Origin of the sequence: Pedobacter sp. PACM 27299 (assembly GCF_001412655.1) — a bacterium.
GTDB lineage: Bacteria > Bacteroidota > Bacteroidia > Sphingobacteriales > Sphingobacteriaceae > Pedobacter.
Window position 1 is genome coordinate 2,460,563 of record NZ_CP012996.1, and the last position, 11,741, is coordinate 2,472,303.

At 42.1% G+C, this 11,741-nt stretch carries 6 protein-coding genes; 1 reads left to right on the forward strand and 5 read right to left on the reverse strand.

Annotated features, from left to right (window positions below):
• Positions 1 to 8 precede the first annotated feature (8 nt).
• On the reverse strand, positions 9 to 6,659 hold the full coding sequence (locus AQ505_RS10285) for a type I polyketide synthase (protein WP_082461788.1): 6,651 nt from the start codon (positions 6,657 to 6,659) through the stop codon (positions 9 to 11).
• Between the two features lie 393 nt (positions 6,660 to 7,052).
• Positions 7,053 to 7,238 (reverse strand): hypothetical protein, encoded by a 186-nt coding sequence (locus tag AQ505_RS10290; protein WP_231635066.1) that lies wholly within the window; start codon positions 7,236 to 7,238, stop codon positions 7,053 to 7,055.
• 412 nt (positions 7,239 to 7,650) lie between these two features.
• On the opposite strand from AQ505_RS10290, the gene AQ505_RS10295 reads away from it, so the two are divergent.
• Positions 7,651 to 7,875 carry a CDGSH iron-sulfur domain-containing protein gene (locus AQ505_RS10295; RefSeq protein WP_062548103.1) on the forward strand — a complete coding sequence of 75 codons (225 nt, stop codon included), beginning with the start codon at positions 7,651 to 7,653 and terminating at the stop codon, positions 7,873 to 7,875.
• Between the two features lie 309 nt (positions 7,876 to 8,184).
• Here the strand turns inward: AQ505_RS10295 and AQ505_RS10300 are convergent, their stop codons facing one another.
• From AQ505_RS10300 to AQ505_RS10315, 3 genes are all read right to left on the reverse strand, one after another.
• Positions 8,185 to 8,757 (reverse strand): hypothetical protein, encoded by a 573-nt coding sequence (locus AQ505_RS10300; protein ID WP_157262293.1) that lies wholly within the window; start codon positions 8,755 to 8,757, stop codon positions 8,185 to 8,187.
• A gap of 457 nt (positions 8,758 to 9,214) precedes the next feature.
• Positions 9,215 to 9,466, reverse strand: coding sequence for a hypothetical protein (locus tag AQ505_RS10310; protein ID WP_062548106.1), 252 nt, complete (start codon positions 9,464 to 9,466; stop codon positions 9,215 to 9,217).
• A gap of 66 nt (positions 9,467 to 9,532) precedes the next feature.
• Positions 9,533 to 11,701: a S46 family peptidase gene (locus AQ505_RS10315; protein ID WP_062548107.1), complete on the reverse strand. Its 2,169-nt coding sequence runs from the start codon at positions 11,699 to 11,701 to the stop codon at positions 9,533 to 9,535.
• Positions 11,702 to 11,741: the final 40 nt, after the last annotated feature.

The following is an 11,741-nucleotide window of genomic DNA, read 5'->3' on the forward strand; positions in this document are numbered from 1 at the left end:
TTTTTTGTTTAATTTACCTGAAGATATTTCCCTGGATTCTTTTCATCCTCAACAAACCAGGCTGGGTTACCTTCTTTATCTTTCCCCAATCTGGCATTCGGTACTGGCGGACTATTAAATATATCCATTTTTGCCGGTATTTTTTCTGTTTCTGCAGGATGACTATACACCGGAATAAAACCAGCGTTTTTAAGCTCCATCAGACTTTCCTCGAAATTGTTAATGATCTTGTCAATGTCATCCTGACTATGAGCAGTGGTCAGGAAGCAAGAGAATCCTTCCAATATATGGATGCCTTTTAAACGCATTAGCGTAAAGAACAACTCCGTATAAGCATAGTCTTCTAAAAATTTAACCCGCCATAAAGAACCAAACTGCGCAATAAACATCGGAACATCCAGCTTCTTGATGATGGCGTTTAAAGTATCCGCAATGTATTTTGTTTTATCATTTAAGCCCGACTGTAAGCCCGGACCTTGTTCTTTCATATAGGTTAATGAAGCTTTTGCTGTTGCTAATGCCAGTGGGTGACGTACAAAAGTGCCTGCAAAATAGGTAACGCCAATTTCAGGAACGGAGTCATTACCATATTGCCAGAAACCACCATCCAGTGCATCCATAAACTTCCTTTTTCCGGCAATAATGCCAATTGAAATTCCTGCTCCTGCTACTTTTCCATAAGTCCCCAGATCGGCCTTAATGTCAAATAGTCCTTGTGTACCGCGAGGGTGGAAACGGAAGCCGGAAATCACCTCATCAAAAATTAAGGCGGTCCCAGCTTCTTCAGTGAGGGTTCTCAGCGATTTCAAAAAGGCAATCGGCTGAAACTCCGGTCTGCGGCTCTGCACCGGTTCTACCAACACAGCAGCAAGCTCATGCGCACGCTCCTTGATAATTCTTAAGGATTCGTCCGTTCCATAATCCAGAATCAGCATATTTTGCACAGCTTCCGGCATAATACCCGGTGCCGCAGGAAAAGATTTCAATTTTTTACTGCCTCTCACAATCACTTCATCCACAATTCCATGGTAAGAGCCGGTAAAAGCAACAATTAAGGATCGGCCAGTTACGGTACGTGCAATTCGCATAGCTCCCAAAACTGCTTCCGAACCCGTATTACAAAGTGCAGAACGGTCGAAATCAGTAAATTCACAAATCAATTTACTCACTTCTCCGGCAAGCTCATGCTGAGGACCAATTTCATAACCCTTTTCAATCTGATCCAGTAGTGCATTTTTAATGACATCAGGCTGATAACCCAGCATATTTGAACCGAATCCATTGAGTGCATCGATGTACTCATTTCCATCCAGATCCCAGAATTTACTGCCTTTAGATTTATTAATTACAATAGAATAAACTAGTTCTTTCGTTGCCGGTTTAAACCCGGAAACAACCCTTGGATCGGCCATGTGCGTCCTGTTTTCCTGGGTGTAACGCTTGCTGGATGCTGTTTTTTCTGTATAACGGGCAGTCAGGTCGTTCAGATATGCCTGCTGTGCCTGGTTTAAGGCCGCCGATTGTTTCTCTATTTTCGGACTGGCACCAAAAGGTTTTTTAATTTCTACCAACTCTTCCGGTGTTAAGTCCGGAGTTTTTCCATTTTTCAAGGTAACTGCATCTTGTGGGGGCACAGGAGGGGTCACCATCAGGGATACGCTGTTTTGCGGAATCGGAGTAGGGTTGCCTTGCAATAAAGCGACCTGTCTGGCCAATAACTGGATTTGCTGACTGATCAAATCGATCGCAGCAGCAGAATTTTGTGGGTGATATCCTGCATGGGTTCCATTTGAGGAGCTATCCCATGAATTTGCTGCTGGAGCTGTAGGAGGAGCAAAGCTAGCCAAGGATACAGTCGTAGAAGTTTCAGGAGGCAATTGCTGGTCAAGATAATTTGCCAGTAATTCCAGATTACTAAACTCTTCATTCAACTGACGAAAAGTAACTGGTACTTGGAAACTCTTCTTTAAAGCAATTGCAATCTGAGTTAATAGCAGGGAATCCAATCCCATTTCTATAAAGCTCATCTCCGCAGAAGCGTCCTGCATATCTATTCCTGAAGTGTTTTCCAGAATGTCTTTGATCTGACTAATTAAGGATTGCTTTCTCATTACTGCTGTAGTTTGTTGGTTTGATGAAATTTGGCTTTCTTCTACTGGACTAAAAGTAAAAGGAGCATTAAAATTTGTTGAAAGGGGGGCTTCGACCCAGTATTTTGTTTTATTAAAGGCGTAGGTAGGCAGGTCAACTAGCCTGATGCGTTTTTCTTCTTTATAAAAGGCAGTCCAATCCGCTTGGTATCCATTTAGCCAAAGCTGTCCAAATGCCTTTAACAAGCTATGGTAAGCGGATTCCTGGTCTTTTGGCATTTCCAGTGAACTGATGATCAGGTTATTTTTTCCTTGGGGCTGCTGACGTAAAAATGTGGCGGTGGCGTTGCCTGGTCCCATTTCAATAAATGCTTTTCCAGTGTTTTCTGCCAGCAACTCAGCCGCAGCATCGTCAAATAAGACGGTCGAACGAAGATGGTTAGCCCAATAGGTAGGATCAGTAGCCTCCTGATCTGTCATTTTTCTCCCTTTTACAGTAGAATAAATCGGTATTAGCGGAGCATTGAACTTCAACTGTAGCAGCTCTTTTGTGAAAGGTTCGAGCACAGGATCCATCATATAAGAATGGAAAGCATGACTGGTATGCAATAACCTGTTGGCGATTTCTTTTTCATTTAATAAGGCACTAAATGCGGCAATGGCATCATCCGGCCCTGCCAATACACAAAGGTCTGGGGAATTAATGGCTGCAATAGCAATTTCTGTTGGAAGCAAGGGCCTTAATGTCTCTGCTTTTTCACGTACCGAAAGCATACTTCCACCAGGAAGTTCACTCATGAGCTGTCCACGCGTAGCGATGATATTTAAAGCGTCGGGCAAACTGAGGACACCCGCAAAATGCGCTGCTGCAAATTCCCCAATGCTATGGCCAATGAAAGCGGAAGGGAAAACACCCCAGCTCATCCATAATTTACCCAAAGCATAGCCGATCATAAACAGGGCTGGCTGACTATATTTCGTGTTTTTCAACTGCTCTTCTGCGGCCGGGTTGATTTCCGGAGGATAGATAATGTCTAAAAGGCTTTCCTGTAATTTAGGCATCAAAATCGCATTACATTCCTCCATCGCCATGCGAAACACAGGCTCATGTTCATATAATGCTTTTCCCATGCCTGGGAATTGCGCCCCTTGTCCGGGGAAAGTGAAAACCACTTCTCTGATGATTCCAGGGTTTTTCTTGGTTTGCCCAGGAACTAAGTTATTGCCCAATTCTATTTTAAGGGATTCCAGATCTGCAGCCAGTACAAATCTTCGGAATGGAAATGATTTTCTATGTTGATTTAAGGTATAGGCAATGTCTGGAAGGGCTAAGTCAGCACCATTTGCCAGGTATGCTGCAAGCTTTTCACCATATTGATTTAAACTCTGTTCGTTTTTAGCAGACCAGCTGATCAGCTGCAATGGGCGAGAAGGGCTAGAAGCTGGGCTCGCCGAAAGCTGATTTTCATGTGATTCCAGAATAACGTGTACATTGGTGCCGCCAACGCCAAAAGAGCTGACTCCTGCAAGGCGATGTTTGCCTTCCCAGTCCGTTAACTTTGTATTTACAATAAAAGGGCTGTTCTCAAAGTCTATATTCGGGTTTGCATGTTCATAATTGATACTTGCCGGAATTTGTTGGTGATGAAGGGCCAGACTGGCTTTAATCAAACCGGTAACGCCTGCCGCACAGGTCAGGTGGCCGAAATTGCTTTTTACCGACCCAATCGCACAATATTGTTTGTTTTCCTGCGGACCAAAAGCCAGGTTTAATCCTTCAATTTCTATTGGATCACCCAATGGGGTTGCAGTACCATGAGTTTCTATATAACTGATCATTGCTGGATCAACACCCGCATCATCAATGGCCATTCTAATGGCAGCAGCTTGTCCTTCTGCACTTGGTGCGGTAAAACTGCCTTTGCCACCGCCGTCGTTGCTAATTCCTACCCCTTTAATTAAGGCGTAGATCTGATCTCCATCTCTTAATGCAGCAGCTTTATTTTTCAATAAAACGACCCCAGCACCATCGCTAAAAACAGTACCTTCTGCTGCGGCATCGAATGGCCGGCAATGACCGTCATTGCTCAGCATAGCACCTTCTTCATAAAGATGGCCTACATTGACTGGGGCATTAATGGTGGCACCACCGGCAAGTGCCATTTCGCATTGTCCGCTTCTAATGCTCTGTACGGCTTGTGCAACGGCCAGGAGGGAAGTAGAACAGGCAGATTGAACATTTACCGCCGGTCCTTTTAGATTGAAAGCGTAAGCGGTTCTGGTGGCGACATAATCTTTATCATTGACGGTTACCACCTGGAATCTGCCAACGTTGTCGATCAGATCTGGATTGGGCAAGACATTATTGGCATAATAGGTATTCACACGGACGCCGGCAAAAACACCGGTTGGCCCTTCGTAATTGCCAGCTGCATAGCCTGTTTTTTCCAATACCTGCCAGGCAATTTCTAAAAATATACGCTGCTGTGGGTCCATTAGCTCAGCAAGCTTTGGTGTAATGCCAAAGAATGCAGCATCAAAACCCTGTACTTCTTTTACAATTCCTCGTGCTTTTACATAATCAGGATGATTCCTGAGTCCTGCAGGAACGCTCGGATCAAGTTCTTCCTCTGTAAAAAATGTGGTGCTTTCTTTGCCGGCTTTCAGGAGTTCCCAAAGCTCAGCTACGCCATCTGCACCTGGAAAGCGACCGCTCATGCCAATTACCGCAATGTCGCGGTCCTCATTGGCTAAGATATTGGTTTTCCTAATAGCGGGAAGGCTTTCCTTGCCATCGAGAAAAGCGGCAAGGTCTTTTATAATTGGAAATTGATAAAGTCTGGTGATCGCCAAATGCAAACCATGACGGGTTTTTAATAAGGCAATTGATTTTTGAGCCAGCAGGGAATTTCCTCCAAGCTCAAAAAAGTTGTCTTCAATACCTACTCTGCTCAGGCCAAGAATTTCCTTCCAGATTTCTGAAAGTTGATTTTCTCTCTCATAACTGGGCGCTTGATAGGGATTGCTCAATAGATTGGTCACATCCGGATCTGGTAAAGCAGCTTTATTTACTTTTCCATTCGGACTAAAAGGCAGGGCTTCCAACTGTACAATTAGCTGTGGCACCATATAATTAGGTAATTTGCTTTCTAAATAGCTGATCAGCGTTTTCTTGTCGTAGTTTTCATGAACCACCACATAAGCAATCAGTCTTTTATCGCCAAGCTGATTTTCTCTCGCCAAAATGACACCTTGTTTAATGCCCGGGGCAGTTTGCAGGATGCTTTCAATCTCCCCCAGCTCAATCCTGTAGCCCCTGATTTTCACCTGATCATCAATACGACCGAGGTATTCAATCTCTCCATCTGCACGTTTTTTACCAAGATCGCCGGTCAGATATAAACGTGCTCCGGGTTCATTGGAAATGAAATCTTGAACAAAACGTTCCGCGGTGAGTTCCGGGCGGTTCAAATAGCCACGTGCCAAACCAGACCCGCCTATATAGATTTCTCCGGGTTCATCAGTTCCGGCCTCCTGAAGTTCGGTATTGAGCACATATACTTTGGCATCACTAAAGGCCTTGCCAATAGGAATGGTATGATGGTATTCGGTGTTTTCATTAATCAGGTGCAGCAGTTTTCCAATGGTGGTTTCTGTAGGGCCATAGTGGTTTACCATGCGGCAGATACTGGATAGAGGACTGTTAATTTCATTAACCATGCTGGCACTCAATGCTTCACCGCCAAATATCAGCAGTTGTGCAGGCATTAAATCAATGCCATCCAGCGCTAGTGATTTCCAGTGGGACGGTACAATCTTAAGGCAGTCTATTGCCTGGTCCTTGAAATAAGGATGGATATATTCAGGATTGTTAAAGTTTTCTTTACTGAAAAGGTGTAAGGTACCGCCAAGCGCTAAAGCGCTAAATATTACGGTATTTCCAAGATCGGTAGCCATAGTGGCACCTACGGCGTAGTTCTTACAGTTGGACAGGGGTAAATGAGCAGCTAAGCCTAGTATATAATCTGTTAAAGAATGATGTTCAATTAATACCCCTTTAGGAGCGCCTGTAGAGCCTGAAGTATAGATGACATAAGCAATCTGATCTGGAGAAATAGCAATCCCGCTGGCGTCGTTTGAAAACTCAGCCGTGATGCTCCATTCGTCGTCCGCCAGTACAATCGGTAATCCCGAGGCGGCAGATAGGAATGGTAAAGACCTCAAATCCGTGATTACCATTGCCGCATGACTATCCTGAACCATATATTTCATACGTGCTACCGGAAATTCTGCATCAACGGGTACATAGGCAGCTCCAGCTTTGAAAATACCTAAAATACTGATGAGCATATTTAAAGGGCTATTCAGGCAGATAGGAATGAGGCTTTCTTTGGCTATGCCTTTACTTATCAGATAATGGGCAAGGCGATTTGAAAGCTGATCCAGTTCCTGATAACTTAGGGCATGATCTTCAAATACGACTGCAGTATGATGGGGCGTTTTTTTGACCTGTTCAGAAAATAAGTCTAGAATGGTATTTCTATCCGTAAAATGGGAGAGGCTATTCATAACGATTGACATTTAATCTCTTTTATATTTGATTGTTCAGCAAAAAACAGGCTTATTTTTTTAAAATTAATAAGATCAATGGAAATTATACATTCTGTCATGATCAAAAATACTAAAATAGCCGGTTTATTTTCGGGCAAATAAATGCCTGAGGAGTGGCTAGCGGATTAACTACGTGTATGCTAGTAAATAGCAGGATCTGATCGGCCATCAATATGACCTCCTTTTAAGAAAAGGAATGAAATGCAGGGCGCATTTTTTTTTGTAAAAAAAGAAAAAAAATCCCGCTTATTAAATGGTAAGGCATATTAACGTGGATTAATGCCTGATATTGTGGTATAGTGTACCCAATAGTGTACAAAAAAAGCCGCTAAACAGCAGCTCTCTTATTTTTTATTTCTTTTCTGGTCCTTTTTCTGGTGCCTTTTCCGGTGGAGTAGATACAATCTCTCCGAATTCATTCACATAAGCCATCATGCTTTCTAGATCACCACCAGTAGAATTTTGTTGACGCTCTTGCTTGCGATGTTCTTTATCTTCTTTTTTCTTCTGCCTGTTTTTTTCTAGTTGCTTCTTCATGAAGGTAGCCTGAGATTTAGCCATAAATTCAATGTATTAGTTAAAAAATAACTTTCTCCTCTGGTTTTACCTATTCTTTAATGCCTGATTACCTGAGTCCCCTATGGATCAATAATGGCTAGAATGTAATTTAATTCTCGGGAGGCAACGGATCAGCAACCTGGAGAAATTGAAACCTAATCAATTGAATTGATTAGTGGGTAAGTAGAAAGAGAATAGTTGTAATGATATCCCGTTTCATGCAAATATAAACAATTTTAAGTTCATAATCAATTCTCTGAGTGGTAAAATGATGGTTCTTGAAGAAAGCTGGTGTTTAAACGCCTTTTGATGCTTAATGTGAATGAATCTAAATTGCATTCTCCGGCCTTGTTTGAGCTTTCAATTTCTATTTTTGTCAAAAATTTAAAAAATGTCAAAAACAAAACTAACCATAAATAACAACGGATCTGTAAAGATCGAAGGAGACTTTGAAATTGTAGATATGCAGGGAAATGAATACAATTTGCAAGGTAGAACAGCTTTGTCAATTTGTCGTTGTGGATTATCAGCTAACAAACCTTTCTGTGATGGTGCACACCGTGGTCATTTTGAGCATGAAGCAGTAGCATTCGCACTTCCTCCAAAAAAAGCATAAGTTAAGTAAGGAATCTCAGCATGATAAAATGGGGTGTTCAATTAAGTTTGAGCACCCTTTTTGCATAAGAAGGACTGCTGTTGAATATGGGCTTTAGCGCTGTTCAGGTTTGCTAGGCCTTTAGTAAGGTTTTAAATCGGGGCTAACAGGTCATTTGGCCCTAGCAGAGCCCTGCCAGCCCCCTGTCGGAGCGCTGCTAGAGCCTGATTAAAATTAAACTGTTCTACTGGAATAAACTTACCCTTCTCCTCAATAGTTTCTGTTAAAGGGATGTAGATATAGAACAGCAGAAAAAAGCTTAAATGTCTGTTATTTGCTAAGCGTTAAGGTATAGCTAGCGCTGATTTTAGCTTTGATGGTATCCGTAATTGACTTTCTGGGTTTGATCACCATTGTGTAGGTTAGACCTCCATCATTCAGGTAGCTTTTTAATAGCTCTTTGTCCATGACCTGGCTTAGGCTGAAGTTCGTAGAAATTGCATCAATAGAAGAGGTGTTGATGAATTTGGCCAGACTATCTGTCTTCATGCTACTCACTAAATTTACCCTTACAGATCCGATATTGCTGAAATTATTTCTCACACTTACGCTGTCCTTAACCTTGGGTACGTAGGTAAAGCTGAAGTTCGAAAGTCTGGCAGTTTGAATATTGTTTACGCTGAAGTTTTCTCCTCCCAGGTCGGCAATTGCAGCCCGGATATCTATGGTGGTTGGAAGATTTTTGATGACAGCAGAGTCTCTGTTTACTACCATAGGGGGAATGCTGATGAGTATCGTGTCGGGCTTAATAATGACATCCCGCTGGATGCTTTCCGAAACTTTATTGCAAGCTGAAAATGCCAGTAGAAGAGTAGCTGCTATTAAAACTAAGTTCGTTTTCATAAAGGCAAAAGTACACATTAACCGGCAGATTTGGGAACCCTCTTTTGGAAGATGTGATACTGGGAAAGGTGCTGTAGATCCTGGTGGATTTCGATCAGCATAAGTGTATGAAATGACCTGCTGATTTTTACTGAATTGTTGTTTTGATCTATAAAATAGGAGGGGTATTTCGCTTTTTTTATGCACTAAATTTTGTACCTTGTTGGAACCTTCGATAACCACCTTTTCTCTTAATAAAACTCAAAACCTCCCTGATGTTTGGCTAAAATAAGCACCCATATAATGTTTTGTTGGGTTTTATAAATCCTTGTTTTTCAGTAGTTTTGTTTATTTTGCTTGATCTTTTGCTAAATGTAGGTAGAGCTTCGAGTCTTATTTTTGTTTGATTTTACAGAATTAAATTCTGTGTCACTATTAAATCACCTGTATTACAGGTGATTGGGTGTGTTTGTGTCGATTAATATTGTTGACGTTGGTAGGCTGCTGAAAAATCTGTTCTCATCTCCTTAAACCTGGCGACAACAGTTGCGATAAATGCTTCGTCCAGAATCTGGAAAATCTCATTTGCGCCACCTCCTGTAAGGTCTAATTCGGATAATTTATAGCTCTGCTCCAGTCCGCCCTGCTCGAACTTAATGATGTATTTTTGGTTCATATTGAACAAGGTGATTTTGCATTCCGGGTGCGGTAGTTCTGCGATTACTCTCATGTGATCAGTTGTAAAAATGGCCGTCTTTACGTAGTTGAAAGACGGCCATTTGGTATCATATTTAGATTAAAGTTTAACGCCCATTTCCTTGATCAGGTAATCGGCTTTGTCGATTTTTGAAGCTACCCATAATACGTAGCGAATGTCTACGCCAATAGATCGGCTGTAACTTTCATTCCAGGCGTAATCATTAATGGTAGCGCCATAAGCACGGTCAAAGTTGACGCCAATCAGCTCGCCTTTGGCATTCATAATTGGTGAGCCTGAGTTTCCTCCTGTGGTGTCCATATTGTATAAGAAAGCAACAGGAACATCGTTCAGGTCTTTTTTAGCGTATGGACCGAAGTCTTTAGCATCCCATAACGCTTTGATTTGTGCAGGATAACCAAAATCCGGGTTTCCAGTAGTTCCTTTTTCCAAAATACCTTTAACGGTGGTGTAAGGTCTCATGTAAGAAGCGTCTGCTGCCCAATATCCTCTTACATATCCGTAAGTAAGACGTAAAGTGCTATTGGCATCTGGAATGAAATCTTTCTTCATGAATTTCTCCTTTACATTTACGTAATCACCCATTAGCTTGTTTAAAAGGCCGTCTCTGCGGTCCTTTTCTGGCTTCAGTTCCGTGATTTGCTTAGCAATGTCTTGCTCGAAAAGCAGTAGGCCGTCGTTATAGTCGGCAATTGATTTAGGTGATTTTAACAAGTTGTTCATCACATAAGATTCGTCTTTAAGCTTGCTGAGGCCAATACTGTTTTCTATGAACTGGTCAATAACGGCATTGCTGTTCGTTCCTTTGCTGGTGATTTTATTGACTGCAGTTACTTTTTGGTTTGGATTGAAAGCTGCGGCATCCGTTAGCATTCTCTTAAAGATCTTTTTATCTACGTCAAGATCATACGCTTCATAATTTGCCGCTAAGCTTTGTTTCAGTCTATTGATATTCTGATCAAAGAAAGCTTGCTTTTGTGCTGCCGGCTGCGCATCAAGCGCTGCTTTGAAGGTGTTGATGTTTCTGGAGACACTCAATAAACTAGTCGAATTGTAGATTTGTGAGAACCATAAGTCTCTCTGTGCATCGCCATTGATGATTTTATACAGGTGATCAATATCACTCATTAGACTGCCGTATTTTGCTTTTACATCTACATTGCTGTTGATGAATTGGGCCAATGCAGCATCTTCCTGTTTCTTTTGGCCAATCAGGTCAATGCCTTTTAAGCCTTGAAGTTTGCCTCTGTAGTTTTTCAATACATTGGCATTTCTTTTGATTCTGGTCGCCAGTTTAATCTCTGTAGTTTTGTTCTTCTTGCCTGCATTTTCCATGGTCGCATTCTGAAAATCATACAATTCAGAGGTGTATGGCAATACAAATTGCTGCTGATATTGAATAAATTCAGCCGGGCGATGGCGGAAAGTTCTTCCCGGGTAGCCTAAAATGAATACGAAATCTTCCTCGTTAGTTCCATTTGGGTTTACTTTAAGGAATTTCTTAGGGCTGTAAGGTACGTTGTCTTTCGAGTATTTAGCCGGAGAACCATCCTTAGCTACATACGCGCGCATGAAAGAGAAGTCTCCGGTATGACGAGGCCATACCCAGTTGTCTGTCTCTCCACCGAATTCACCAATCTGACGGTTTGGCACGTATACCAATCTTACATCCTGTATGGTCTTGTAGCGGAAAAGGACATAGGTCTTCCCGATAAACATTTCAGATACTTCTGCTTTGATGCTTGGGTCTTTTTTCTCAGCTTCCAATGCAATGTTTTTCATCGCATTGTTGATGATCTGTAGTCTTGACGCAGGATCTTCTACCTGTGCGGAGGCGCCTAAAACTTTATCTGATACATCTTCATAACTGTCAGTAATACGACATGTTAATCCTTTTGCTTCAATTTCTTCTTCATGTGATTTGGCCACGAATCCGTTCGTCAGGTAGTCGTGTTCCGGTGTGCTGGCCAGCTGTACTGCACTGAAAGCGCAATGGTGATTGGTGATGATCAACCCTTCGCCAGAAACAAAGGATCCGGTGCAGCCGCCTACGTTCACTAAGGCGTCTACAAGGCTGGTGCCATTTGGATTGTAAATTTCATTTTGATCTATCTTTAAGCCTGCTTTCTTTAGGTCAAGTTTATGAATCTCGCTTAAAGGAAACATCCCTTCGTCCCAGGGTTTGTAGCCCGATTGGATCAGGCCAAAGGCGAGCAGGGAAGTGATTAATAAGATTTTCTTATTCATTTCGATGGTGTATGTGATTATAAAACCCCAAACTTAGATA